The 24841-nt window shown below is 70.3% G+C and carries 27 protein-coding genes; 20 read left to right on the top strand and 7 right to left on the bottom strand.

Annotation, left to right across the window (positions count from 1 at the left end; translation table 11 throughout):
• Positions 1-57 precede the first annotated feature (57 nt).
• Together AC2SGK_RS01100 and ilvA are read left to right on the top strand one after the other, a co-directional pair.
• Complete coding sequence (locus AC2SGK_RS01100; RefSeq protein WP_488321756.1) at positions 58-708, top strand: hypothetical protein; 651 nt, start codon at positions 58-60, stop codon at positions 706-708.
• Positions 709-746: 38 nt separating this feature from the next.
• Positions 747-1988: a threonine ammonia-lyase IlvA gene (gene ilvA, locus AC2SGK_RS01095; RefSeq protein WP_488321755.1), complete on the top strand. Its 1242-nt coding sequence runs from the start codon at positions 747-749 to the stop codon at positions 1986-1988.
• Here the strand turns inward: ilvA and AC2SGK_RS01090 are convergent, their stop codons facing one another.
• A complete protein-coding gene (locus AC2SGK_RS01090; protein WP_488321754.1) occupies positions 1989-2381 on the bottom strand; it encodes a hypothetical protein in 393 nt (130 codons plus the stop codon).
• Positions 2382-2492: 111 nt separating this feature from the next.
• Between AC2SGK_RS01090 and AC2SGK_RS01085 the strand changes: the two genes are divergently transcribed.
• Positions 2493-3779 (top strand): PP2C family protein-serine/threonine phosphatase, encoded by a 1287-nt coding sequence (locus tag AC2SGK_RS01085; RefSeq protein ID WP_488321753.1) that lies wholly within the window; start codon positions 2493-2495, stop codon positions 3777-3779.
• Here the strand turns inward: AC2SGK_RS01085 and AC2SGK_RS01080 are convergent.
• The gene (locus AC2SGK_RS01080) at positions 3754-4224 is read right to left on the bottom strand and encodes an NUDIX domain-containing protein (RefSeq protein WP_488321752.1); all 471 of its coding nucleotides are present in this window, start codon (positions 4222-4224) and stop codon (positions 3754-3756) included. The two genes, AC2SGK_RS01085 and AC2SGK_RS01080, sit on opposite strands and share 26 nt — an antisense overlap.
• Before the next feature lie 155 nt (positions 4225-4379).
• On the opposite strand from AC2SGK_RS01080, the gene hslO reads away from it, so the two are divergent.
• From hslO to AC2SGK_RS01050, 6 genes are all read left to right on the top strand, one after another.
• A complete protein-coding gene (hslO, locus tag AC2SGK_RS01075) occupies positions 4380-5414 on the top strand; it encodes an Hsp33 family molecular chaperone HslO (RefSeq protein ID WP_488321751.1) in 1035 nt (344 codons plus the stop codon).
• Positions 5411-5995, top strand: coding sequence for an NUDIX hydrolase (locus AC2SGK_RS01070; protein ID WP_488321750.1), 585 nt, complete (start codon positions 5411-5413; stop codon positions 5993-5995). The genes hslO and AC2SGK_RS01070 overlap by 4 nt, the downstream gene beginning before the upstream one ends.
• Positions 5992-7137: a CCA tRNA nucleotidyltransferase gene (locus AC2SGK_RS01065; protein WP_488321749.1), complete on the top strand. Its 1146-nt coding sequence runs from the start codon at positions 5992-5994 to the stop codon at positions 7135-7137. Before AC2SGK_RS01070 ends, AC2SGK_RS01065 begins: the two co-directional genes overlap by 4 nt.
• Positions 7134-8978, top strand: a complete 1845-nt coding sequence (locus AC2SGK_RS01060) for an ABC transporter ATP-binding protein (protein ID WP_488321748.1) — start codon at positions 7134-7136, stop codon at positions 8976-8978. Before AC2SGK_RS01065 ends, AC2SGK_RS01060 begins: the two co-directional genes overlap by 4 nt.
• The gene (locus tag AC2SGK_RS01055) at positions 8975-10198 is read left to right on the top strand and encodes a class I SAM-dependent RNA methyltransferase (RefSeq protein WP_488321747.1); all 1224 of its coding nucleotides are present in this window, start codon (positions 8975-8977) and stop codon (positions 10196-10198) included. Before AC2SGK_RS01060 ends, AC2SGK_RS01055 begins: the two co-directional genes overlap by 4 nt.
• A gap of 63 nt (positions 10199-10261) precedes the next feature.
• Positions 10262-10783, top strand: a complete 522-nt coding sequence (locus AC2SGK_RS01050) for a L,D-transpeptidase family protein (RefSeq protein ID WP_488321746.1) — start codon at positions 10262-10264, stop codon at positions 10781-10783.
• 62 nt (positions 10784-10845) lie between these two features.
• Here AC2SGK_RS01050 and dalA read toward each other — a convergent pair whose 3' ends face one another.
• Positions 10846-11361 carry a divisome-associated lipoprotein DalA gene (gene dalA / locus AC2SGK_RS01045; RefSeq protein WP_488321745.1) on the bottom strand — a complete coding sequence of 172 codons (516 nt, stop codon included), beginning with the start codon at positions 11359-11361 and terminating at the stop codon, positions 10846-10848.
• A 229-nt stretch (positions 11362-11590) separates the two neighbouring features.
• Between dalA and AC2SGK_RS01040 the strand changes: the two genes are divergently transcribed.
• A complete protein-coding gene (locus AC2SGK_RS01040) occupies positions 11591-12208 on the top strand; it encodes a L,D-transpeptidase (protein WP_488321744.1) in 618 nt (205 codons plus the stop codon).
• A gap of 54 nt (positions 12209-12262) precedes the next feature.
• Here AC2SGK_RS01040 and hemH read toward each other — a convergent pair whose 3' ends face one another.
• A complete protein-coding gene (gene hemH / locus AC2SGK_RS01035) occupies positions 12263-13303 on the bottom strand; it encodes a ferrochelatase (protein WP_488321743.1) in 1041 nt (346 codons plus the stop codon).
• Entirely contained in the window at positions 13300-14154 is an 855-nt protein-coding gene (locus AC2SGK_RS01030; RefSeq protein ID WP_488321742.1) for a class I SAM-dependent methyltransferase, read from the bottom strand. The genes hemH and AC2SGK_RS01030 overlap by 4 nt, the downstream gene beginning before the upstream one ends.
• A gap of 31 nt (positions 14155-14185) precedes the next feature.
• On the opposite strand from AC2SGK_RS01030, the gene AC2SGK_RS01025 reads away from it, so the two are divergent.
• From AC2SGK_RS01025 to AC2SGK_RS01010, 4 genes are read left to right on the top strand one after another with little or no spacing between them, the layout of a single operon-like run.
• On the top strand, positions 14186-14920 hold the full coding sequence (locus tag AC2SGK_RS01025; protein ID WP_488321741.1) for a ComF family protein: 735 nt from the start codon (positions 14186-14188) through the stop codon (positions 14918-14920).
• Positions 14921-14947: 27 nt separating this feature from the next.
• Complete coding sequence (gene grxC, locus AC2SGK_RS01020) at positions 14948-15211, top strand: glutaredoxin 3 (protein ID WP_488321890.1); 264 nt, start codon at positions 14948-14950, stop codon at positions 15209-15211.
• 8 nt (positions 15212-15219) lie between these two features.
• A complete protein-coding gene (locus tag AC2SGK_RS01015) occupies positions 15220-16089 on the top strand; it encodes a carbon-nitrogen hydrolase family protein (protein ID WP_488321889.1) in 870 nt (289 codons plus the stop codon).
• Positions 16064-16555, top strand: coding sequence for a MarR family winged helix-turn-helix transcriptional regulator (locus tag AC2SGK_RS01010; protein WP_488321740.1), 492 nt, complete (start codon positions 16064-16066; stop codon positions 16553-16555). The genes AC2SGK_RS01015 and AC2SGK_RS01010 overlap by 26 nt, the downstream gene beginning before the upstream one ends.
• A 3-nt stretch (positions 16556-16558) precedes the next feature.
• On the opposite strand, the gene ubiG is transcribed toward AC2SGK_RS01010, so the two are convergent.
• Positions 16559-17299, bottom strand: coding sequence for a bifunctional 2-polyprenyl-6-hydroxyphenol methylase/3-demethylubiquinol 3-O-methyltransferase UbiG (gene ubiG / locus AC2SGK_RS01005; RefSeq protein WP_488321739.1), 741 nt, complete (start codon positions 17297-17299; stop codon positions 16559-16561).
• A 49-nt stretch (positions 17300-17348) separates the two neighbouring features.
• Between ubiG and pip the strand changes: the two genes are divergently transcribed.
• The 6 genes from pip (at position 17349) to infB (ending at position 24520) form a co-directional block, all read left to right on the top strand.
• Complete coding sequence (gene pip / locus AC2SGK_RS01000; RefSeq protein WP_488321888.1) at positions 17349-18341, top strand: prolyl aminopeptidase; 993 nt, start codon at positions 17349-17351, stop codon at positions 18339-18341.
• The gene (gene tspO, locus AC2SGK_RS00995; RefSeq protein WP_488321738.1) at positions 18338-18793 is read left to right on the top strand and encodes a tryptophan-rich sensory protein TspO; all 456 of its coding nucleotides are present in this window, start codon (positions 18338-18340) and stop codon (positions 18791-18793) included. The genes pip and tspO overlap by 4 nt, the downstream gene beginning before the upstream one ends.
• A 146-nt stretch (positions 18794-18939) precedes the next feature.
• Positions 18940-19617: a ribosome maturation factor RimP gene (rimP, locus tag AC2SGK_RS00990; RefSeq protein ID WP_488321737.1), complete on the top strand. Its 678-nt coding sequence runs from the start codon at positions 18940-18942 to the stop codon at positions 19615-19617.
• A 3-nt stretch (positions 19618-19620) separates the two neighbouring features.
• Positions 19621-21306, top strand: coding sequence for a transcription termination factor NusA (gene nusA / locus AC2SGK_RS00985; protein WP_488321736.1), 1686 nt, complete (start codon positions 19621-19623; stop codon positions 21304-21306).
• A gap of 23 nt (positions 21307-21329) precedes the next feature.
• Positions 21330-21953 (top strand): RNA-binding protein, encoded by a 624-nt coding sequence (locus AC2SGK_RS00980; RefSeq protein ID WP_488321735.1) that lies wholly within the window; start codon positions 21330-21332, stop codon positions 21951-21953.
• Positions 21954-21961: 8 nt separating this feature from the next.
• Positions 21962-24520: a translation initiation factor IF-2 gene (gene infB, locus AC2SGK_RS00975; RefSeq protein WP_488321734.1), complete on the top strand. Its 2559-nt coding sequence runs from the start codon at positions 21962-21964 to the stop codon at positions 24518-24520.
• 177 nt (positions 24521-24697) lie between these two features.
• Here infB and AC2SGK_RS00970 read toward each other — a convergent pair whose 3' ends face one another.
• Positions 24698-24826 (bottom strand): hypothetical protein, encoded by a 129-nt coding sequence (locus tag AC2SGK_RS00970; protein ID WP_411838421.1) that lies wholly within the window; start codon positions 24824-24826, stop codon positions 24698-24700.
• Positions 24827-24841 lie beyond the last annotated feature (15 nt).

Here is a 24841-nt window from a genome sequence, read left to right as displayed (position 1 = left end):
CCGCCATGCGATCCTGCAGCTGACCGGCACCTGGGCGCGGCGCTGACGCTGTCGGTCATGCCGCTGCTGCTGGCCGCCCTCGGCATCGGCATCGGGCTGGCCGCGCGCCAGGCCTTCATGGGCGGCAATCCGCCCGGGATCGCCGTCGCGGCGGTGATGCTCGCGATCGTCGCGATCTTCGCGCTGGCCTTCGTCACCCTGGCCGCACCCTGGCATCGGTTCGTCCTCCTGAACGAGCGTCCCCGCGTTTTGCGCCCGATAGGAAGGCCGGAGCTGCGTTACGTCGGGGCCTCCATCCGGATCTTCCTGATCATGCTTCTGGTGGGCATCCCGGTCGTGCTGCTCAGCTCGGCGCTCATCATCGCCTTGGATGGGAACCTCGGGGCCATGCTGGTCATCAATCTGCTGATCGGTTTTGCCCTGGCCGTTCTGGGCCTGCGCCTGGGAACCGGCTTGGCCGGTGCGGCCACCGGGGCTGCGCGACCGTTGACGACCGGTTGGCGGGCGACGGCCGATGCCTTTGGAACGCTGGCGGTGCTGTCGCTGCTCACCCAGGTGCTGGGACTGGTGCTGAACCTGGTCGCGGGCCTGCCGGGGGCCGCGGGAATCGTCGCGGCGCTTCTGGTCACATGGTTCAGTGCCCTGCTGTCGCTGTCGATCATCACCACGCTCTGGGGTCACTTCGTCGAGGGGCGCGCGCTGCGCTGACCCTTGCCAACAGGCCCGTTTCGCGGCATGGGCGGGGCATGGAAAACTTTGTCGCCGCCGTCCGTCTGGCCGAGGCCGCGCTTCGCGACCTGTTCGAGCCCACGCCCCTGCAACGCAACGACCATCTCTCGGCGAAACACGGCGCCGAGATCTGGCTCAAGCGCGAGGATCTGACGCCCGTGCGCAGCTACAAGCTGCGCGGCGCCTTCAACGCCATGCGCAAGCTGGCCCGGCCCGGCGGCGGCGGCCATTTCGTCTGCGCCAGCGCCGGCAACCATGCCCAGGGCGTGGCCTATGCCTGCCGCCATTTCGGCGCGCGCGGCACGATCTTCATGCCGGTCACCACGCCCAAGCAGAAGATCGACAAGACCCAGATCTTCGGCGGCGACGCGGTCGAGATCGTGCTGACCGGCGACTATTTCGACCAGACCCTGGCCGCGGCCCAGGCCTTCTGCGCCGAGCAGGGCGCGCAGTTCCTGTCGCCCTTCGACGCGCCCGACATCATCGAGGGCCAGGCGACCGTGGGCCTCGAGATGCTCGCCCAGCTGGGCCGCGCGCCCGATCTGGTGGTGCTGCCGGTGGGCGGGGGCGGCCTGTCGGCGGGGGTCACGAAATATCTGACCACCGAGGCGCCCGACACCCGCTTCGCCTTTGCCGAACCGCTTGGCGGGGCCAGCCTGCAGGCGGCGCTGCGCGCAGGCGCGCCCGTCGCGCTGCCCGCTGTGGACAGCTTCGTCGACGGTGCGGCGGTCGCGCGCATCGGCGCCCTGCCCTTCGAGGCGCTGGCGCGGTTCAGCGAGCATGACGTGCATCTGGCCCCCGAGGACCGCATCTGCCGCACCATGCTGGAGATGCTGAACACCGAGGGCGTGGTGCTGGAGCCTGCGGGCGCGCTGGCCTTGGACGTGCTGGGCGATCTGGGCGACCTGACGGGCAAGACCGTGGTCGCGGTCTGTTCGGGCGGCAATTTCGACTTCGAGCGCCTGCCCGAGGTCAAAGAGCGGGCGCAGCGCTTTGCCGGGCTGAAGAAGTATTTCGTGCTGCGCATGCCGCAGCGCCCCGGCGCGCTGCGCGATTTCCTTGAGCTTCTGGGTCCTCAGGACGACATCGCCCGGTTCGAGTACCTGAAGAAATCGGCCCGCAACTTCGGTTCGGTGCTGATCGGGATCGAGACCAGCGACCCGGCCAACCTGACCGCGCTGATGGGCCGGCTGGACCGGTCGGGCTTCGCCTATCGCGACATCACCAACGACGGCATCCTGGCCGAGCTGCTGGTCTGATCACGACGCCCGCGCGCGGTCCCCGGCCGCGTCGTCCGGCCCGGGCGGCAGGCCCGGCTCGGGCGGAGGGCCGTCGATGACATGCGGCAGGTCGCGCAGCAGCATCTGCTTGCTGTGACCGAAGCTGGCCCGCAGGGTCGCGATGGACAGGGCCGACCGCTCTCCCTGCGCCAGCTGCTGGACGGCTCGGTCGCAGCGGGCGGCAAAGTCCCGAAACCCGATCTGCACGGCCAGCGTCCCCAGCAGGGGCAGATCCTGCGTCAGGGTCGGGCCGTCCTCGGGCAGGGCGGACAGATGCGCCTCGATCTCGGTCAGGATCATGCCGATCATCGGCGCGGCGGTCTGCCCACCCGCCCGGTCGCGCAGCGCGATCACCCTCGACCAGTCGATCATCGCATCCCTCATCGAATCGCCTGTACGGTCCCGGTCTAGCCCATCCGCCTTGCCACCACGTTAACGGTCCGGTTTACCCGACGTTTACGGCTGCAGCGTATGCAAGATGGCATGACAGCCGCGAATCGCCCCCCCCTGCCGATCGACCAGGCCCCGCCCAGACCGGGCCGGCTGATCCTGCTGGTCGATGCCAGCGCGGCGCAGCGGCGGGTCGTGGCGCGGATGCTGCGCCGGGGCGGCTATGAGGTGATCGAGGCCGAGGGCGCCCGACAGGCGCTGCAGCTGTGCGAGAGCCGCCCGCCGGACCTGGTGCTGGCGGACTGGAGCATGCCCGACATGACCGGCCCCGAGTTCTGCGCCGCGTTCCGGCGGCTGCCGCGCTCGAACTACGGCTATGTGGTGCTGCTGACCTCGGGGGCGGATGCGCGCACCATCACCGAGGGGATCGAGGCGGGCGCGGACGACTTCCTGACCAAGCCCGTCGCCCCGCAGGAGCTGCTGGCGCGCATGGCCGCGGGCGAGCGCATCCTGCGCATCGAGGAGGAGCTGCGCGCCAGCAACACCCAGCTGCGCCAGGCTCTGGCCCAGCTGTCGGAGACGCAGGCCGCGATGGAACGCGACCTGCGCGAGGCACGCAAGCTGCAGCAGGGCCTGGTCCGCGCCCGGTCCGGCCGGTTCGGCGGCCTGGAGATCAGCCTGCTGCTGCGTCCCGCGGGCCATATCGGCGGCGATCTGGTGGGCTTCTTCCCGGTCGGAGAGGACCGGGTGGGCCTCTATGCGCTGGATGTGTCGGGCCACGGGGTGACGGCCGCGCTGCTGACCGCGCAGCTGTCGGTGCATCTGTCCGGCTCCTCGGACCAGAACATCGCCCTGCGCGGCGCCCTGGGCCCCGAGGATGCCGGTCCCGCCGCGCTGGCCTGCTTCTTCAACACGATGATGCTGGAGGAGATGAACACCGACACCTATTTCACGATGATCTATGCCGAGCTGAACCATGCGACGGGCCATGTGCGGATGGTGCAGGCGGGCCATCCCCACCCGGCGCTGCAGCGCGCCGACGGGACCGTGACCCATCTGGGCCAGGGCGGCATGCCCATCGGCGTCTTCGAGCGGCCGATCTTTGACGAGATCGACGTGACCCTCGCGCCCGGCGACCGGCTGCTGATCGCCTCCGACGGCATCACCGAGGCCACCACCCCCAACGGCCGGCAGCTGGGCAATGACGGGCTGGAGGCGGTGATGCGCACCAACGCCTTCCTGACCGGCCACTCCTTCCTGGAATCGATGGCCTGGTCCGTGTCGGAATACTGCCGCGGAGAGCGTCAGGACGACATGTCGGCCGTGCTGGTCGAATATCGGGGCACCGGGCAGGTCATCCGCCTGGACGACGACCGCTAGCGCCGCCGAGGCGCATCCAGCGCGTCAGGGCGGCCCGCGATCCGGGATCGACCAGATGCGCCATCGCCTCGGCCGGGGTCATCCAATAGGCGCCGTGCCCCGGCTCGGTCGGGTCGGAGAGGCGCAGGATCGGGCGCGCCACCCAGATCTGGCAGCGCTTCTCGGCATGCATGTCGTAATCGGGCATGAAGCAGAACCGCCGATAGGCCCACAGGAAGCGCGCGTCGCCGATGGTCCAGCCGGTCTCCTCCGCGACCTCGCGATGCAGCGCGGCCAGGGGATGCTCTCCGGGGTCGATGCCCCCGCCCGGCAGCTGGAACTCGGGCACCGGCGCCTGCTGATGGGTCAGCAGCAGCCGCCCGTCGCGCCACAGGATCGCATAGGCCCCCGGACGGCGGCGATAGGGGCGCGCGGGATGGGGCGGTTCTCCGAAACGCGGGGTCATCGGTCCTCTCGGCGGATGGGTCATGCGGTCATAGCGCAGGGCGGCGCGGTCGGAAAGCGTCGCGGCGGCCCCCCTTGGGATCGGCGGGAAATGCCTTATATTGGGCGCAACCCGGCGCGCATCCGTCGCAGCCATCGCCACTTCAAGGATCACAGATGAGCAAGATCAACCAGATAGCCTGGGATGACACCGTCCTGCCCTTTCAGCTGGACCGCAGTTCCATCCGCGGCCGCGTCGTGCGGCTGGACGGGGTTCTGGACCACATCCTGTCGCGCCACGACTATCCGCCCGCCGTCAGCGCGATGGTGGCCGAGATCGCGCTACTGACCGCGCTGATCGGCCCGACCGTCAAGCTGCGCTGGAAGCTGAGCCTGCAGGTGCGCGGCACCGGCGCGATCCGCACGCTGGCGGCCGACTATTACGCGCCCGAAGGCGAGGGCAAGCCCGCCCGCATCCGGGCCTGGGCCAGCTTCGATGCCGAGCGCCTGGACGCACGCCCGCCCTTCGAGCAGATCGGCGAGGGCTATTTCGCCGTGCTGATCGACCAAGGGCCGGGCAGCACCCCCTATCAGGGCATCACGCCCTTGGCCGGCGGGTCGCTGTCGGCCTGCGCGCAGACCTATTTCGCGCAGTCCGAACAGCTGCCGACGCGGTTCCAGCTGGCCTCCGGCCAGTCGCGCCTGTCGGGCCAGGCCGCCCAGTGGCGGGCGGGCGGCATGATGCTGCAGACCCTGCCCGGCAACCCGGCGCAGCCGACCGAGGGCGGCAGCGGCGAGGGCGGGCTGATCGAGGCCGCCGACATCCTGCAGGGCAGCGAATCCGAGGACTGGAACCGCGCCAACATCCTGCTGGACACGGTCGAGACGCTGGAGCTGATCGGCCCTTCCGTCGGGCCGACGGACCTGCTGCTGCGCCTGTTCCATGAGGAGACGCCCCGCGTCTTCGACGCCCACAAGGTCGAGTTCGGCTGTTCGTGCAGCGCGGACCGGGTGCGCGGCACGCTGTCGATCTATTCGGCCAAGGACATCGCCCACATGACCACGCCCCAGGGGATCGTGACGGCCGACTGCCAGTTCTGCGGCGCGCATTACGAGTTCGACCCGGCCAGCCTGGGCTTCGAGGCGACCGTCGATGCCGAGGGCAACCCGCTGCCCGAAGGCGGGTCGGCCAGCGACAAGGCGGCCGAGTGACGGCTTGGTCCGAGGCGCGCCTGCACGCGGCCCTGACGCGTGCGGCAGAGCCCAGTTCGGATTACGACCTGAACCCCGAGGCCACCCCGTCCGGCACGCCCCTGCGTCCGGCCGGGGTGCTGGCGGCGTTCCACGCCGATGACGGACGGCTGGTCCTGACCAAGCGCGCCTCGGGGCTGCGCCATCATCCGGGCCAGATCGCCCTGCCCGGCGGCAAGGTCGATCCCGGCGATGCCGACGCCACCGCCACCGCGCTGCGCGAGGCGCATGAGGAGATCGGCCTGCGCGCCGACGGCCTGCGCGTCCTGGGCAGCCTGCCGCCGCACCGCACCGTCACCGGCTTTTCGGTGACCCCGGTTCTGGCCGTCATCGACGGCGCCTTCGACCCGGTCGCCGAGGCCGGGGAGGTCGACGAGGTCTTCACCCTGCCCTTCGCCCATGTCGCCGACCCCACCCGCTACCGGATCGAGCGGCGGCGCTGGCGCGGCGGCTGGCGCAGCTATCACGCGGCGCCCTTCGGACCCTATTACCTGTGGGGGGCGACGGCGCGCATCCTGCTGGGGCTGGCGCAGCGGCTGTGACGCGGCTGCCCGGCCATATCCTGTCCGATCCGGCGCTGATCCGGGTTCTGGACGCGCTGGAGGCTGAGGGCGACCGCGCCTTCCTGGTCGGCGGCGCGGTGCGCAACGCTCTGCTGGGACAGCCGGTCGACGATATCGACATCGCCACGGATGCCACCCCCGACCGGGTCACGGCGCTGGCCGAGGCGGCCGGGCTGCGCGCGGTGCCCACGGGGATCGACCACGGCACCGTCACCGTGGTGGCCGACGGGACGGGCTTCGAGGTGACCACGTTCCGGCGGGATGTGGAGACCGACGGGCGCCATGCCACCGTGGCCTTCACCACCGATCTGGCCCAGGACGCGGCGCGGCGCGACTTCACGATCAACGCGCTTTACGCCGGGCGCGACGGGGGGGTGATCGACCCCGTGGGCGGCCTGCCCGACCTGGCGGCCCGCCGCCTGCGCTTCGTGGGCGACCCGGACGCGCGCATCACCGAGGATTACCTGCGCATCCTGCGCTTCTTCCGCTTCCTCGCCCGCCATGGTCGTGAGGCCGACCCGGAGGCCGTCGCCGCCTGCGCGCGCCACCGCGACGGGCTGGCGCGCATCGCCCGCGAACGCATCGGCGCCGAGATGAGGAAGCTGCTGGACGCCCCCGACCCCGGCCCGGCGATGGCGCTGATGGCGCGGACCGGCGTGCTGGAGCGGCTGCTGCCCGGCGCCGATCCGCTGCGGCTTCAGGCGCTGCTGGAGCGCGAACCCGCGCCGGGAGGCTGGCTGCGGCGGCTGGCGGCGCTTGGGCCCGCCGATCCCGACCTGCGCCTGTCGCGCGGCGAGGCGCGGGCGCTGGCGCAGCTGCACCGCGCGCGCGGCTGGTCGCTGGACCGCGCGGCCTGGCACCTGGGGGCCGGGGCCGCGACGGATCATGCGGCGCTGATGGCCGCGGACGGCCAGCCCCTGCCCCCCGACTGGCAGGACCGGATCGCCCGCGCCACCGACGCGCCCCTGCCGGTGTCGGCGGCCGATCTGGCGCCGCTGCAGGGCGCGGCACTGGGGCGCGGCCTGAAGGCGGCCGAGGAGGCGTGGATCGCATCCGGCTTCACCCTGCCCCCGCCCGCCCTTATCGACGCGGCCCATCTGGCCGGGAAGGACGACGCATGACGCTCCACACCCTGTTCGGCCGCATGGTCGATGCCTTCCGCCCGGCCGAGGGCGCGCCGCCGCGCACACTGATGGCGTTCTTCCGCTGGTGCCTGTCGGGGGCCTGGCCGGGCCTGGGCTTCGCCGCGGTGGCCTCCGCCCTGGGCGGAGTGGCGGACGTGGTCTCGGCGCTGCTCCTGGGCATGGTGGTCGATGCGGTGGCGACCGGCCAGGCCGGCACGTTCTGGGCGCAGAACGGCGGGCTGGTGGCGCTGTTTGCCGGGTTCTTCCTGGTGATCCGGCCGGCGATCTACGACCTCTCCACGGCCAGTTCGAACGTCATCATCGGGCCGAACATCCTGCCCCTGGTGCTGTCGCGCCTGCACCGCTGGACCATGGGCCATGCGGTCACCTTCTTCGACAACGACTTTGCCGGGCGGCTGGCGCAGAAGCAGATGCAGACCGCGCGCGCCGTCACCGACGTCGCATCGGAGATGGTGAACGTGGTGGCCTTCGCGCTGGCCTCGGTCATCGGATCGGCGGCCTTCCTGCTGGCGGTGGATGGCTGGGGGGCGGTGGCGCTGCTGGTCTGGCTGGCGGCCTATTTCGCGCTGATCCGCTTCTTCCTGCCGCGCATCCGGGCCAAGTCGGGCGCACGCGCCTCGGCCCGCGCCAATGTCACCGGGCAGGTCGTCGACACGATCACCAACATCAAGACGGTCAAGCTCTTCGCCCATGCCGAGCATGAGGATCAGGCCGCCCTGGGTGCGATGGCGGGGTTCCGCGAACGGGCGCTGGATTTCGGGGTGGTCTCGACCTGGTTCCGCCTGTCGCTGATGATCGTCGCGGGCATCCTTCCGGTGATCCTGGTGGGCGGGGCGAACCTGCTCTGGCGCGACGGCGCGGCCACGGTGGGCGATGTCGCGGCCTCGGGCGCCATCGCCATGCCGCTGTCGCAGATGACGGGCTGGGTCAGCATGGCGCTGATGGGCATGTGGGGCAGCATCGGCGAGGTCGAGGACGGCATGAGGACCCTGTCGCCCCCCCATGCCCTGACCGATGCGCCGGGCGCCGTGACGCTGGACTGCGTCGCCGGCAGGATCGATTTCGAGGACGTCGATTTCGCCTATGGCCGCGACGAGGGCGGCATCCGCGGCCTGACTCTGTCCATCGCGCCGGGAGAGAAGATCGGCATCGTCGGCGCCTCGGGCGCGGGCAAGTCCACGCTGGTGGCGCTGCTCCTGCGCCTTTACGACGTGGAGCGCGGCGTGATCCGCATCGACGGCCACGATCTGCGCGACGGCACGCAGGAGAGCCTGCGCCGCCAGATCGCCATGGTCACGCAGGAGACGGCGATGTTCAACCGCTCGGCCCGCGACAACATCCTGTATGGCCGCCCGGACGCGACACAGGATGATGTCGTGGCGGCCGCGAAGGCGGCGGAGGCGCGTGAGTTCATCCTGGGGCTGGAGGATTTCGCGGGCCGCACCGGATACGACGCGCATCTGGGCGAGCGGGGCGTCAAGCTGTCGGGCGGCCAGCGCCAGCGGATCGCCCTGGCCCGCGCCTTCCTCAAGGATGCGCCGATCCTGGTCCTGGACGAGGCGACCAGCGCGCTGGACAGCGAGGTCGAGGCCCAGGTGCAGGAGGCGTTGTCGCGGGCCATGCGCGGCAAGACCGTGCTGGCCATCGCGCACCGCCTGTCCACCATCGCCGAGCTGGACCGCATCCTGGTCTTCGAGGACGGGCGCATCGTCGAACAGGGCGGGCATGACGAACTGCTGGCGCGCGGCGGCCGCTATGCCCGCTACTGGAACCGCCAGTCGGGCGGCTTCCTGGGAACCGAGGAGGCGGCCCAGTGACGCAATGGACGATCGAGCGGCTTGGCCGCAGGGGCGACGGCGTCGCCCTGTCGGAGGACGGGCGCGCGCTGGCCCCCCTGACCCTGCCCGGCGAGGTGATCGAGGGCGAGGCCCAGGACGGCCGCATCGCCGCGCCGCGCATCCTGACGCCCTCGCCGGACCGGGTCCGGCCGATCTGCGGCCATTACCGCGCCTGCGGCGGCTGTTCGCTGATGCATGCGACCGACGCCTTCACCACCGCCTGGAAGGTGCAGGTGGTGCGGACCGCGCTGGCCGCGCAGGGCGTCGACGCGCCCGAACCGCAGGTCCATGTCTCGCCGCCGAACAGCCGCAGGCGGGCGGTCCTGTCGGGCCGGCGCACCAAGAAGGGCGCACTGCTGGGCTTTCACGCCCGCGCGTCGGACGTCATCGTCGATCTGGCCGAATGCCATGTGCTGCGCCCGCGGATCGTGGCGGCGCTGCCGCCGCTGCGGCGGATCGTGGTGGCGGGCGCTTCGCGCGCGGCCGAGCTGTCGCTGACGGTGATCGACGGGCCCGCGGGGCTGGATGTCGCGGTCCGCGGCGGCAAGCCGATGGAGCCGGACCTGTTCCGGGCCTTGGCCGCCTTGGCGGACGAGGGCGATCTGGCGCGGCTGGACTGGGACGGGCAGGCGATCACCCGCCGCCCGCCCGTGCTGCCCATGGGCCGGGCGCGGGTCGTGCCGCCGCCGGGCGCCTTCCTGCAGGCCACCGCCGAGGGGCAGGCCGCGCTGCTGGCCGCGGTCCGTGCCACGGTGGGCGGGGCCGCGCGCATCGCGGACCTGTTCGCGGGCTGCGGGACCTTCACCCTGCCCCTGGCCGAAGGCGCCGCGATCCACGCGGTCGAGGGGCTGTCCGCACCCCTGGAGGCGCTTGATTCGGCCTGGCGCGCCGCATCGGGGCTGAACCGGGTCACGACCGAGGTCCGCGACCTGGCGCGCAGGCCGCTGCTGCCGGATGAATTGCGTGCACATGACGCGATCGTGATCGACCCGCCGCGCGCGGGGGCCGAGGCCCAGATGCGGCAGATCGCCGCGTCCGGCGTGCCGGTCGTTGCGGCCGTCGCCTGCGACCCGGTCGGATTTTCCCGCGATGCGCGGATTTTGGCCGATGCGGGCTATCGTCTGGAGCGACTCTGGGTGGTCGATCAGTTCCGCTTTTCACCGCATGTCGAAATGGTCGCGGCGTTAACGCTCCGCTAGGCAGCGCCGGCTATTCCGTGGTATTGCCGGACCATAAAAATCAAAAATGCTTCAGAGGCAGTGATGCGCTTGACAACCCGTCGGACCTTCTCGATTTCGATGCTGGCCTTGCTGGCTGCCTGTGGACGACCGCAGCAGACGACCAAGTTCCAGCGCTATTCCGGCCCCCCGATCACCCAGGTCCAGATCAACAAGGGTCAGCGCCGGATGCATCTGTTCAGCGGATCGACGGTCATCCGATCCTATGACATCAGCCTGGGCAACCAGCCGATCGGGCACAAGCAGTTCTCGGGCGACGGCAAGACGCCGGAGGGGGTCTATCACATCGATCGCTTCAACCCGCGCAGCGCCTATCATCTGTCGGTGGGCATCAGCTATCCCAACGAACGCGACCGCGCATTCGCCGAGTCGTACGGCATGGACCCGGGCGGGGACATCTTCATCCACGGCCGCGGACCGCAGGGCAATAACCTCTTTCCCCAGCAGCGCGACTGGACCGCGGGCTGCATCGCCGTCACCGACGAGGAGATCGAGGAGATCTATGCGATGCTGCAGCCTGGCGCGCCGGTGGTGATCTATCCCTGATCCGGCATCGCTGACTGCACGCCCGGCCCCGCCCTTCGGACGGGGCCTTTTTCGTTCCGGGCTCAGCGTCCGGTCAGCAGCGTCCACCAGACCTTGCCCGACGGCTCCTTGAACCAGGCAAAGCCAAGCTGCGTCGCGGTCGGGTCCATGATGACGTCGCGCGTGTCGCGGGTCGACATCCAGGCGGACAGGGTCTGGATCTCGGTCTCGTAGGACTCGGAGATGTTCTCGCCGACAATGGTCCCGGCATAGCCCTGCCGCCGCGCCCGATCCAGCGGCGAGGAGCCGTCTGACCCCCAGTGCCACGCCCGATTCTGCGCCGACATGTCGCGCGAATGGGCCAGCGCCGCCGCCTCCAGCTGCGGGCTGGGCGTCAGGGCCGCGGCCCCGATGTTTCCGCGCAGGGTGTTGATCTGCTGCAACACGCGCCCGGCAATCGCCGCGCTGTCATCGACCGGCGGTGCCACCGCCAGCGTCGGATCCATGGGCGGCGCCATGCCTGCGGGGGCCAGGTTGCGCGGCCCGCAGGCCCCCAGGACCACCATCGCCAGAATCGCAAATGCGTTGATTTTCTTCATCTTCCGGTCGCTCCCTGGCGCAGATGGTCCAGTCCTATCGAATGACCCGCACGGGATCAAACGCAACTTGGCGTGATCGCCGCAGCCGCCCTGCGGGGCCGCCCTGCGACGGGCGAACGAATTGCCGGCAGGCGGTCGCGGCGCTATATTTTCCCCACGCCGCGACAGGCGGCCCCCGACATCACCCCGCCCGACAGAAGCGGGGATCGCAGCCCGAGGACCCGAGCCGATGAGCCCTTCGCCTTTCGTCAACCGCCGCGCCTTTCTGGGGTCGGCCGCAGCCCTCGGGGCGGCGGCGATCGCCCTGCCCGCCCTGGGCCAGCAATACGACCCGGCGACCGGAATGCCCGTTCCCGCCGCTCCGGCACCCGCCAATACCGGACCGCAGCACAACATCTCCAGCTTCCGCGGTCAGGACTGGCGGCCGCATTTCCAGAACCTGACCAATGGCGCGGTGCTGTGCGACCTGACCTCGCGCGCCGTGCATTTCTGGTCCGAGGACGGCAACACCTATCGCGTCTATCCCAGCTCGATCCCGGTCAGCTCGGAGCTGACGCGCACCGGCCGGACCGAGATCATCAAGAAGGTCGAGGGTCCCACCTGGACCCCGACCCCCGAGATGAAGCAGCGCAACCCCGACTGGCCCGACTTCATGCCCGCCGGCCCCGACAACCCGATGGGCACGCATGCGCTGTGGCTGACCTGGCAGTACTATCGCATCCACGGCACGCATGACACGCGCAAGATCGGGCGCCGGTCGTCGAACGGCTGCATCGGGCTTTACAATGAGCACATCGCCGAACTCTTCAGCCTGACCAAGGTCGGCACGCAGGTGCTGGTCCTCTGACTCGGCACGGGCAAAGGGCCCCCGGCGAGGCCCTTTGCCTTGATGCGGCGGGCGTCAGGCGCGGGGTTCGACCCAGCCCTGGATGTTGTCGCGCACGATCTCCAGCATGACGCGGATATGGGCGGGATCGTCGTTCAGGCAGGGGATGTACTGGAAGTGATGGCCGCCGGCCTCCTCGAAGGCCTCGCGGATCTCTCCGTTGATCTCCTCCAGCGTCTCGATGCAGTCCGAGGAGAAGGCCGGAGAGATCACCGCGATGTCGGTATGGCCCTGACGCGCCAGCTCGGCCACATGCTCGACCGTGTAGGGGCGCAGCCATTCCTCGCGGCCGAAGACCGACTGGAAGGTCGTGTCGATGATCCCCTCGGGCCAGCCCAGCTCCTCGCGCAGCAGCCGCGAGGTCTTCTGGCACTGGCAGTGATAGGGGTCGCCCTGCATCAGATAGCGCTTCGGCATGCCGTGATAGCTGGCGACCAGCTTGCCCGGCACCTTGCCGTCCAGCGCCCGGCGCACGCTGTCGGCCAGCGCCTTGATGTAGTCGGGGCGGTTCACATAGGGGTCCACGGTCCGCACCGAGGGCTGCCAGGTCTGCTTCATCAGCGCCCGGAACAGCTGGTCGTTGGCCGTGGCCGAGGTCGGCCCCGCATATTGCGGATAGAGCGGCAGGAACACGATGCGCCGGCAGCCCGCCTGCACCATCCGCTCCAGCACGTCCTGCGTCGAGGGATTGCCGTAGCGCATGCAGAAGTCGACCATCACCTGATCGCCCCATTCGGCATGGGCCAGTTCGGCCAGCGCGCGGGTCTGCGACTTGGTGATGGTCATCAGCGGGCTCTCATTCGCCTCGTGATTCCAGATCGACTTGTAGTTCGCGCCCGAGGTGAAGGGCCGCTTGGTCAGGATCACCCCCTGCAGCAGCGGCTGCCAGATCAGGCGGTTGATGTCGATGACCCGGCGGTCCGACAGGAACTCGTTCAGATAGCGCCGCATGGACCAGTAGTCATAGCCGTCCGGCGTGCCCAGATTCGCGATCAGGATGCCGGTCTTGGCCGGCTTGACCGCGGGGTGGTCGGCGGGGGCGTGGGTGGGTCTCATGGGGTCTGCTTCCTCGGGGTGTCTTTGCTGAGTTCGGCCAGGGCATCGGCCAGCGACTTCTGGGCCGATCCGGGGCGCAGCGGGCGGGGCTGGCTGTCGGACGGCGCCCAGCCCGTCAGAAAAACCAGATCGAAGCTGACGGCGACACGGGACGGATCGTCGCGGTCGGGGCTGTCCTGGGCCAGGATCGCCGCGGCGCGCGCCAGGACGGCGCGGCGGGTCGGATGGCGCAGCCGGGCGGCCAGGGCATTGCCCTCGCCCATCGCGCGCAGGTCGCGGCCCAGATGGATCAGGTCGCGATAGCTGGCCCGCTGCGGCAGCAGGTCCGCGACCGGCAGGGCCAGCCCCGCGCGCGACAGAAGCCCGCCCAGATCGCGGATCTCGGCCATGGGCAGGATGCGCGGCGACAGGCCGCCGGTGATCTGGGCCTCGGCGCGGGCCAAGGCGGCGCGCGGTTCGGCCAGGGTCTGGCCGCCGAACATCACGCCGATGAACAGCCCGTCGGGGCGCAGCGCGCGGGCCGACTGGACCAGCTGCCCCACCGGATCGTCCGCCCAGTGCAGCGACAGCGCATGGATCACCAGATCATGCGCGCCCGGCGCGAGGTCCAGCACCGGCTCGTCCGCCACCACCCGCGCGCCCGGAAACCGCGGCCCCCAGAGATCAGGAAAACCGGTGACGACGGCCGGGTCCGTAAAGGTTCTGTTAACCTCGGCCAGCCTATCCTGGATCTCGTCGGCGGCGATCTGGTGGAACAGGTCGGCCAGGCCCGCGCGCCGGGCGCGGTCGCGCTGGCGGATCAGGGCGGTGCGGTCCGTCAGGGCCGGACGGGGGGATGCGGGATCGGTCATGATCGGGGAACATAGGATGCTTTCGGGGGCGATGAAAGCCGCGCTGCGGCTGTTCTATCCGCCCCAATGCCTGTCCTGCGGGGCGGGGGTCGCGGATGGCGGCGCGGGGGCGGTGCATCTCTGCGCCGACTGCTGGCCCGAGGCCGCGTTCATCGAAGGCGCCTGCTGCGACTGCTGCGGGGCGCCGCTGCCCGATGACGGCACTGGCGCGGCGCAGGTGCTGGTCTGCGACGACTGCCTGGCGGCGGTGCGGCCGTGGTCGCGGGGGCGGGCGGCGATGGTCTATGCCGGCACCGCGCGGCGGCTGATCCTGGCGCTGAAGCATGGCGACCGGCTGGACCTGGCGCCGCCGATGGCCGACTGGCTGGCGCAGGCGGCGCGGCCGCTGGTCGTGCCCGGCATGATCGTGGCGCCGATCCCGCTGCATTTGCGGCGGCTGGCGCGGCGCAAGTACAACCAGTCGGCGCAGATCTCGGGCCGCATGGCGCGCGGGCTGGGGCTGGAGCATCGCGCCGACCTGCTGCTCCGCCGCCGCCACACGCCCATGCAGGAGCATCGCGGCATGGCCGAGCGCTACGCCAATCAGCAGGACGCGCTGGCCGTGCATCCGCGCCATGTGGCGGCGGTGGCGGGGCGGCCGGTCCTGCTGGTCGATGACGTGATGGCCTCGGGGGCGACGATCCACGCGGCGGCGCTGGCGCTTCTGGCGGCGGGGTCGGGGCCGGTCTCGGTCGCGGTTCTGGCACGCGCGGTCAAGGATGACTAGATAGGGGCCGGACGACCTGAAAGGACGATCATGAGCATCGAGATCTACACCACCCGCACCTGCCCCTTCTGCATCCGCGCCAAGCAGCTCCTGGACAGCAAGGGCGTCGCCTACAAGGATATCGACGTGGGCGCCGAGCCGTCGCTGCGCGACGCGATGACCCGCCGCGCGAACGGCAAGCGCACCGTGCCGCAGATCTTCGTGGGCAGCACCCATGTCGGCGGCTGCGACGACCTCTACGCGCTGGAGCGTGCGGGCAAGCTGGACCCGCTGCTGAAGGGCGCGGCATGACGGCCACGCTGACCGTCGGGCTGGTGCAGCTGACGGTCGGCGACGATCCGGCGGCCCATCTGGGCCGGACGCTGGACCTGATCCGGCAGGCCGCCGCCCAGGGCGCGCGGTGGGTGCTGACGCCCGAGGCCACGAACCTGCTGTCGCCCGACCGCGCGCGGCAGGCCCTGATCCTGCGGCCCGAGGATCAGGACAGCACCCTGGCCGCGCTGCGGGCCGAGGCGCGGGCCCTGGGCATCTGGGTCCTGGCGGGGTCGCTGGCCCTGGCCACGGAGGATGCCGACGGCCGCTTTGCCAATCGCAGCCTGCTGATCGCGCCCGACGGCGGCATCGCCGCGCGCTATGACAAGCTGCACATGTTCGACGTCGATCTGGGCGGTGGCCAGTCCTTCCGCGAAAGCGCCGCCTATCGCCCCGGCGACCGGACGGTGCTGGCGCAGGTGGACGGGGTGCCGGTCGGGATGACGGTCTGCTATGACCTGCGCTTTCCGCAGCTCTACCGGGCGCTGGCGCAGGCGGGGGCGCGGGTGCTGACGGTGCCGTCGGCCTTCCATCCGGTGACCGGCGCCGCCCATTGGGAGGTGCTGCTGCGCGCCCGCGCGATCGAGACCGGCTGCTTTGTCCTGGCGCCCGCGCAATGCGGGACCCATCCCGCACCCCACGCCCCCGACCGGCCGCCGCGGGTCAGTTACGGCCGGTCGCTGGTGGTGGACCCCTGGGGGCGGGTGCTGGCCGATGGCGGCGTGACGCCGGGTCTCAGCATTGCTTCCCTTGACCTTTCGGCGGTGGATGAGGCACGGTCCCGCATCCCCTCGCTCACCCATGACCGGCCCTTCGCGGCCCCGGAAGGCCATGACACGACCCGCGACCGACCCTGACAAGACCGCCCCCGACCCCCGGTCGACGGACCGGCTGGCCGCAAGCCTGTTCGCCGAGGTGCTGATCGCCGAACAGCTGTCGCGCAACCTGATCGGACGCGCGCTGCCGCGCGGCATGCAGATCTCGCATTTCTCGGTCCTGAACCTCTTGGCCCATGTGAACGAGGAACGCACCCCCGCCCAGCTGGCCGCGGCCTTCCACGTCACGCGGGGGGCGATGACGAACACGCTGGCGCGGCTGGAATGGGCGGGCCATGTCCATATCCGCCCCGATTGGGACGATGCGCGGCGCAAGTTCGTGTCGATCAGCACCGCCGGGCGCGCGGCGCGCGATCAGGCCATCGCGGCCTTCATGCCGCTGATCGCGGGCGTCGTGCGCGACATCGGGGACAAACGCGTGCGCGGCGCCCTGCCCGTCCTGCGTGAGCTGCGCCGCCGCCTCGAGGTCGATCCGCCGCGCAGCTGAGCGTCACGCCCGCCGCGTCACCATCGCATAGTTCACGGCCAGGTCGCGATCCGACAGCGACCAGCCGCCGGTCAGCGGGTTGAAGACCATGCCGCGGCGGTCGGCCTCGGTCAGCCCGGCGGCGCGGGCGTGGGCGGCCAGCTCCTCCGGGGTGATGAAGCGGCGCCAGTCATGCGTGCCGCGCGGCAGCCAGCGCAGCACCCATTCCGCGCCGACGATGGCGGCGGCGAAGCTGCGCCCCGTGCGGTTCAGCGTGGTCAGGATCAGCAGGCCTCCCGGCTTCAGCAGCTCGCGGCAGGTCGCCACGAAGGAGGCTGGGTCGGCCACATGCTCCACGATCTCCAGTGCCAGAACCACGTCGAAGCGCGCATCGGTGGCCAGCAGCGCCTCGGCCGTGGTCGCGCGATAGTCGATCTCCAGCCCCTGCTGCGCGGCATGGGCGCGGGCCACGGCGATGTTGACCTCGGTCGCGTCCGCCCCGGTGACAGTCGCGCCAAGACGCGCCATCGGCTCGCTGGCCAGCCCGCCGCCGCAGCCGATGTCCAGCACCTCCAGCCCCGCGAAGGGGCGCAGCGACCGCCGGTCGCGCCCGAACTCGGCCGCGATCTGGTCGGCGATGTAGTCCAGCCGCAGCGGGTTCATCCGGTGCAGGGGCCGGAACTTGCCGTTCGGGTCCCACCATTCGGCGGCCATCGCCTCGAACTTGGCGATCTCGGCCTGGTCGATGCTGCTGGGGGTGATCATGGGGGCGGTCCTTCTGGCGGGCGGCGTCGTCTGTGCTTATAGTGACAGGATGGACCGATTGGCAGGACAAATCTCCGCGTCACATGGCCGCCTGCACCCGGCGGTCGAACCCCATGCGCGCCACATGCTGGAGGTCGGCGCGGGCCATGTCCTCTATGTCGAGGAATGCGGCAACCCGCAGGGCCGCCCGGTCCTGGTGCTGCATGGCGGCCCCGGCGGCGGGTGCAGCCCCTACATGCGGCGCTTCTTCGATCCCGACCATTACCGCATCGTGCTGTTCGACCAGCGCGGCTGCGGACGCTCGCGCCCGACCGCCTCGGTCGAGGCGAACACCACCGCCGACCTGATCGCCGACATCGCCCTGATCCGCGCGCATCTGGGCATCGACCGCTGGCTGCTGTTCGGGGGCAGCTGGGGCGCGACGCTGGCTTTGGCCTATGCCGAGGCGCATCCCGACCATGTCACCGGGCTGGTCCTGCGCGGGGTCTTCCTGGGCATGCGCGAGGAGCTGGACTGGTTCTACGGCGGCGGCGCGGCGCGGTTCTTCCCCGACCTCTGGGCGCGCTTTCAGGAGCCGATCCCGCCATCCGAACGCCACGACATGATCGCCGCCTATCACGCGCGGCTGTTCGATGCCGACATCGACCGCCAGACCCGCTATGCGCAGCCCTGGCTGATGTGGGAGAACGCGCTGGCCGGGCTGCAGTCTGGCCCCGGCGGGCACGCCCCGGCCGATTACGCCCGCGCCTTCGCCCGGCTTGAGAATCACTATTTCCGCCACGGCTGCTTCCTCGAGGAGGGTCAGCTGCTGCGCGAACGCGCGCGGATCGAGCATCTGCCCGCGATCATCGTGCAGGGCCGCTATGACATGGTCTGCCCGCCCGACAGCGCCTGGCGGCTGGCGCAGGGCTGGGAGAAGGCCGATCTGCGGCTGGTCCCGGCCTCGGGGCATGCCCTGTCGGAACCGCGCATCACCGCCGAACTGGCCGCCGTCATGGATTCGATCCGCGACGAGGACCGCAGCCGAAAGACCGACCGATGACCCTGGGCCTGTTCCCGATCTTCCTGCTGGCCAGCGTCGCGGCGGCGGCGACCGGCATGATCTTTCGCCCCGGCGCCTGGTATGCGGGACTGCGCAAGCCCGGCTTCACGCCGCCGAACTGGGCCTTTCCGGTGGCCTGGACGGTGATCTACCTGCTGTCGGCGCTGGCCGCCGCGCGCGTCGCGGTCCTGCCCGGCGCGGGGATGGCGCTGGCGCTGTGGTCGGCGCAGATCGCGCTGAACACGCTGTGGACGCCGGTCTTCTTCGGGGCGCGGCGCATGGGCCTGGCCATGGTCGTGATGGCCGCGCTGCTGGTCACGGTGGCGGCGATGGCCTGGGCCTTCGCGTCGCTGGACGGATGGGCGGGGCTGATGCTGCTGCCCTATCTGGCCTGGCTGGGGGTGGCCTCCGCGCTGAACTGGCGGATCTGGCGCGACAACCGGGCGGGCTGAGGGCGGGCGCGGCGCGAAAGGCTTGCATTCGCGGCCGCCCCGCTCTATATCGCCACTCAACAGCGGTGCAGGCGTCCAAACCCTGCCCACCGGAACTTCCGCATGGGGCCCGCTGACGGCCCCTTTTTCATGTCCGAGAGGATCTCATGTCCAGCGACCTGCCCGACGACCGGCCCGCCGACCGGGACCACGACCGCGCCCTGCCGGCCTCGAACGACCTGATCGCCAAGACCGCGATCGACCGCCGCCTGGCCGAGATCATCGCCCCGGTGATCGAGGATCTGGGCTTCGAACTGGTCCGCATCCGCCTGCAGGGCGGCAAGACCGCGACGCTGCAGATCATGGCCGACCGCCCCGAGGGCGGCATCAACGTGGACGACTGCGCCGACATCTCGACTGCGGTCAGTGCCACGCTGGATGTCGAGGACCCGATCGAGGACAACTATCACCTGGAGGTCTCCAGCCCCGGCATCGACCGCCCCCTGACCCGGCTGAAGGACTTCGCGACCTTCGAGGGCTACGAGGCGCGCCTGGACCTGAACCAGCCCATCGACGGGCGCAAGCGGTTCAAGGGCACCCTGGCCGGGGTCGAGGGGGCCGAGGTCCTGATCAACATCGAGGATCAGGGCCAGACCCACACGATCGGCCTGGAGTTCGACCTTCTGGCCGATGCCAAGCTGGTCCTGACCGACGAGCTGATCCGCGAGATGCTGCGCCAGAAGAAGGATGCCGGGGTCGAGATCGACAACCTGGACGAATCCGCCTTCGACGCGATCGAAACCGACGACACCACGGCCGCCGACGGCGCCGAACCCAAGGAGTGAGTGATGGCGATCACCTCTGCCAACCAGCTGGAACTGCTGCAGACGGCCGAAGCCGTCGCCCGCGAGAAGATGATCGAGCCCGAGTTGGTCATCGAGGCGATGGAGGACAGCCTGGCCCGCGCCGCCAAGTCGCGCTACGGCGCCGAGATGGACATCCGGGTCCGGATCGACCGCAAGACCGGCAACGCCACCTTCACCCGCGTCCGCACCGTCGTCGCCGATGACGCGGTCGAGAACTATCAGGCCGAGTTCACCGCCGAACAGGCCCGCCCCTATTTCGAGCGCCAGAAGGACCCGGCCAACGCCTGGATCCGCGACGGCCAGCGCATCGAGGACTTTGCCGCCCGCCCGCAGGTCGGCGACACGTTCCACGAACAGGTGCCGCCGGTCGAGCTGGGCCGGATCGCCGCGCAATCGGCCAAGCAGGTCATCCTGCAGCGCGTCCGCGAGGCCGAGCGCGACCGCCAGTACGAGGAGTTCAAGGACCGCGCCGGCACCATCATCAACGGCGTCGTCAAGCGCGAGGAATACGGCAACATCATCGTGGACGTGGGCCGCGGCGAGGCCATCCTGCGCCGCAACGAGAAGATCGGCCGCGAGAGCTATCGCCCCAACGACCGCATCCGCGCCTATGTCAAGGACGTGCGCCGCGAGACGCGCGGGCCCCAGATCTTCCTGTCGCGCACCGACCCGCAGTTCATGGCCGAGCTGTTCAAGATGGAGGTCCCCGAGATCTATGACGGCGTGATCGAGATCAAGGCCGTGGCCCGCGACCCCGGTTCGCGCGCCAAGATCGCGGTCATCAGCAACGACGGCAGCATCGACCCGGTCGGCGCCTGCGTCGGCATGCGCGGCAGCCGCGTCCAGGCCGTCGTGGGCGAGCTGCAGGGCGAGAAGATCGACATCATCCCGTGGAACGAGGACCAGGCCACCTTCCTGGTCAACGCGCTGCAGCCCGCCGAGGTCAGCAAGGTCGTCTTCGACGAGGAGGCCAACAAGATCGAGGTCGTCGTCCCCGACGAGCAGCTGTCGCTGGCCATCGGCCGTCGCGGCCAGAACGTGCGCCTGGCCAGCCAGCTGACGGGCCTCGACATCGACATCCTGACCGACGAGGAGGAATCCAAGCGTCGTCAGGCCGAGTTCAACACCCGCACCGCGCTGTTCATGGAGGCGCTGGACCTGGACGAGTTCTTCGCCCAGCTGCTGGTGGCCGAAGGGTTCACCAACCTGGAGGAGGTCGCCTATGTCGACCAGGACGAGCTGCTGAGCATCGACGGCGTGGACGAGGGCACCGCGGCCGAGCTGCAGGCCCGCGCCCGCGACGTGCTGGAGGCCAAGAACCGCGAGGCCCTGGAGGCCGCGCGTGCGCTTGGCGCCGAGGACAGCCTCATTGAATTCGAGGGTCTCACTCCCCAGATGGTGGAGGCGCTGGCCAAGGATGGCGTGAAGACGCTGGAAGATTTCGCGACCTGCGCGGATTGGGAACTGGCCGGTGGCTGGACCAGCGTGAACGGACAGCGCGTCAAGGACGAGGGCCTGCTGGAGCCGCATGGCGTCAGCCTCGAGGACGCGCAGACCATGGTCATGACCGCGCGCGTGCTGCTGGGCTGGGTCGATCCGACCGAGCTGGACGGCGCGGATGCGGAAGACGGTCTGGACGAGGACGACAACGAGGAGGCCGGGGCCTGATCGCCCCGGATGGGTACAACAGCTTGAGCCGCGGTGGACGTGACAAGGACCGGGACGACGACCCGGAACGCCGGTGCATCGCCACCGGCGAGGTGCAACCAAAGCGCGGGCTGATCCGCTTCGTGATCGGCCCCGACGGTCAGGTCGTCCCCGACCTGGCCGAGAAGCTGCCGGGCCGCGGCATCTGGGTGGCGGCCGACCGGGCCGCGCTGCAGAAGGCGGTGGCCCGCAACCTGTTCAGCCGCGCGGCCCGACAGCCCGTCCAGGTCGACCCTGATCTGGCCGCGTTGGTCGAGGCGGGCGTGGCGCGCCGGCTGGTGGACCTGATCTCGCTGACGCGGAAGTCGGGTGGCGCGGTGGCCGGCTTCGAGAAGGTCAAGGGCTGGCTGGCCGAGGGCCGCGCCAAGGTGCTGCTGCAGGCCTCGGACGGCTCGGAACGCGGCAAGGGCAAGCTGTGGACGCCCACGGGCGGACGCTGGTTCGGCTGCCTGACCGCATCAGAATTGGGTTTGTCCTTTGGGCGCGATCATGTCATACACGGCGCGCTTGCGAAGGGTGGCCTGACGGACAAGGTGATCTTGGAAGCCGGCAGACTGACGGGTCTGCGCGGGCATGACGACGGCAATACGGCTGTCGGGAAGGAATGAAGACGCACATGAGCGACAAAGACGGAAAAACCCCCCTGGGTCTTGGCGGCGCTGGCCGTTCAGGCCAGGTCAAGCAAAGCTTCAGCCACGGCCGCACCAAAAGCGTCGTCGTCGAAACCAAACGCAAGCGCGTCGTGGTGCCCAAGCCGGGCGCCACGCAGATGACCGATGCACAGAAAGAGAAGAACCCGCTGACCGCACGCATGGCTGGCGATCCGTCCAAGCGCCCGGCCGGCATCTCGGATGCCGAGATGGAGCGCCGCCTGAAGGCGCTGGCCGCCGCCAAGGCGCGCGAGGCCGACGACATCGCCCGCCGCGCCGCCGAGGAGAAGGCCCGCGAGGAGGAGCGTGAGCGCCGCCGTGCCGAGATCGAGGCCAAGGCCCGCGAGGAGCGCGAGCGCGAGGAGGCCCTGAAGGCCAAGGCGATTGCCGAGGCGAACGCCATCCAGGACGCCGCCGACGAGGCCCGCCGCAAGGCCGAGCCGCGCCAGGAGCGTCCGAAGCCTTCGGCCGGCGCCGCCAAGCCCGCCGCACCCGATCAGGCCGCGATCGAGGCCGCCGCCGCGCGCGCCGAGACCAAGGGCGTGTCGACCGGGGTCGCGCGCAAGCCCGACCGCGCCGCCGACCGTCCCGACCGCGACAAGGCGGCCAAGGCCAAGACCGACGACAACCGCCGCGGCGGCAAGCTGTCGCTGAACCAGGCGCTGAACGGCGAAGGCGGCCGCCAGCGCAGCATGGCCGCGATGAAGCGCAAGCAGGAGCGGACCCGCCAGAAGGCCATGGGCCAGTCGGTCCGCGCCGAGAAGCAGGTCCGCGAGGTTCGCCTGCCCGAGACCATCGTCGTCCAAGAGCTGGCCAACCGCATGGCCGAGCGCGCCGCCGACGTGGTCAAGACGCTGATGAAGATGGGCATGATGGTCACCGCCAACCAGCCCATCGACGCCGACACCGCCGAGCTGGTGATCGAGGAATTCGGCCACAAGGTCCTGCGCGTCAGCGACAGCGACGTCGAGCAGGTGATCGACTCCGTCGATGACCGCGACGAGGACATGCAGTCGCGCCCGCCGATCATCACGATCATGGGCCATGTGGACCACGGCAAGACCTCGCTTCTGGACGCGATCCGCAACGCCAATGTGGTGTCGGGCGAGGCCGGGGGCATCACCCAGCACATCGGCGCCTATCAGGTGACGACCGAAAGCGGCGCAGTCCTGTCCTTCCTGGACACGCCGGGGCACGCGGCCTTCACCTCGATGCGCGCCCGCGGCGCCCAGGTCACCGACATCGTCGTGCTGGTCGTGGCCGCCGATGACGCCGTGATGCCGCAGACCGTCGAGGCGATCAACCACGCCAAGGCCGCCAACGTCCCGATGATCGTGGCGATCAACAAGATCGACAAGCCCGCCGCCGACGTGAACAAGGTCCGCACCTCGCTGCTGCAGCACGAGGTCGTGGTCGAGGCCATGTCCGGCGACGTGCAGGATGTCGAGGTCTCGGCCAAGACCGGCCAGGGCTTGGACAACCTGCTTGAGGCCATCGCCCTGCAGGCCGAGATTCTGGAGCTGAAGGCGAACCCGAACCGGGCCGCCCAAGGCGCCGTGATCGAGGCGCAGCTGGATGTCGGACGCGGCCCCGTGGCCACCGTCCTGGTCCAGCACGGCACCCTGCGCCGCGGCGACATCTTCGTCGTGGGCGAGCAGTGGGGCAAGGTCCGTGCGCTGATCAACGACAAGGGCGAGCGCGTCGAGGAGGCCGGTCCCTCGGTCCCCGTCGAGGTGCTGGGCCTGAACGGCACGCCCGAGGCCGGTGACGTGCTGAACGTGGTCGAGACCGAGGCCCAGGCCCGCGAGATCGCCGAGTTCCGCATCGCCCAGGCCAAGGACAAGCGCGCCGCAGCCGGTGCCGCGACGACGCTGGAGCAGCTGATGGCCAAGGCCAAGGCCGACGTGAACGTGGCCGAGCTGCCCGTGGTCGTGAAGGCCGACGTGCAGGGTTCGGCCGAGGCGATCGTGCAGGCGCTGGAGAAGGTCGGCAACGACGAGGTCCGCGTGCGCGTGCTGCACTATGGCGTCGGCGCGATCACCGAATCCGACATCGGCCTGGCCGAGGCGTCGAACGCGCCGGTCATCGGCTTCAACGTCCGCGCCAACGCCCCGGCCCGCAATGCCGCCAACCAGAAGGGGGTCGAGATCCGCTACTACTCGATCATCTACGACCTGGTGGACGACATCAAGGCGGCGGCCTCGGGCCTGCTCTCGGCAGAGGTGCGCGAGAACTTCATCGGCTATGCCACGATCAAGGAGGTCTTCAAGGTCACCGGGATCGGCAAGGTCGCCGGCTGTCTGGTCACCGAGGGCGTCGCCCGCCGGTCCGCCGGCGTCCGCCTGCTGCGCGACAACGTGGTGATCCACGAGGGCACGCTGAAGACGCTCAAGCGCTTCAAGGACGAGGTCAAGGAAGTCCAGTCCGGCCAAGAGTGCGGCATGGCCTTCGAGAACTACGACGATGTTCGCCCCGGCGACGTCATCGAGATCTTCGAGCGCGAGGAGGTCGAGCGCACGCTCTGACCCCCTCTCGACCGGAACGACCGGCCGGGCGGTGCCACGCGCATCGTCCGGCCTTTTCATGCCCGGGGGCGCAGGGTGTAGAGTGATACGAAAAAGGGGTGGCCCCGAGGCCACCCCTTTTCCCGAAACGATCATGACGGTCCGACGCGGCGTGGATGTGCGCCGCGTCTTCTCCGCTCAGCGGCCGACCGGCTTGCCCTCGAAGGTGCGGTTGCCCACGCGGACAAGGATGTTGCCATCCGTGGTCGCGCCTTCGAACAGTCCCTGGATTGAGATGTAGCTTCCGATGGAAATCGTGCGAATCATGTCAAGCCCTCCTCT

The sequence above is a fragment of the Paracoccus sp. NIOT.M2S5SZ12 genome (genome assembly GCF_057748165.1).
This window is presented reverse-complemented; position numbering and strand designations above follow the sequence as displayed.